At 68.5% G+C, this 641-nt stretch carries 1 protein-coding gene and 1 rRNA gene; both read left to right on the forward strand.

Annotation, left to right across the window (positions count from 1 at the left end; translation table 11 throughout):
* A 5S ribosomal RNA gene (gene rrf, locus ACZ7RU_RS32430) occupies positions 1-91 on the forward strand; the annotation flags it as partial.
* Between the two features lie 343 nt (positions 92-434).
* A partial coding sequence (locus ACZ7RU_RS32435) for a hypothetical protein (protein WP_470344553.1) occupies positions 435-641 on the forward strand: 207 nt, incomplete at its 3' end.

Below are 641 nucleotides of genomic sequence, written 5' to 3' on the forward strand. Positions count from 1 at the left end.
GCCCGGTTACATTCCGAACCCGGAAGCTAAGCCTTACAGCGCCGATGGTACTGCAGGGGGGACCCTGTGGGAGAGTAGGACGCCGCCGAACAATTATTCAAGGCCGCGGCCCCAGCGATTCGCTGGGGCCGCGGCCTTTTTGTGTTTTGCGAACGTGAAGAAGACCGGCAGAAACCGGGCCTTCCGCCCAGACGCGGAGGGACCCGGCATGTCGGACAATGGAGAAGGTGCGCGGGCCAGCAGGCCGGCGTCGAAACCGCGTGGCGGCAGCGGAGTTGATCGCTCGGCCCGCGGTGAAGCTGAAGCAGCAGAAGGAGTCACCACGATGTCGAACCAGCCCCAGGACCGTCCCGAGCGTCGATCGGACGACGGCCGAGGCTACGAGCCCCGGTCTCGCGGGGGCTGGTCCAACGACCGTGGCGGCTACCGTCGCGATGACCGTGACGACCGTCCGCGTCGTGACGACCGTCCGTCCGGTGGCGGCTTCAACCGTGACCGTGACGACCGCGGTGGCGAGCGCGGTGGTTTCCGCCGTGACGACCGTCCGTCCGGTGGTTTCAACCGTGACCGCGGCGACCGTCCGTCCGGCGGTGGCTACGGCCGTGACCGCGACGACCGTGGCGGCGAGCGCGGTGGTTTCC

The organism is Kitasatospora sp. NPDC114501 (genome assembly GCF_055633695.1).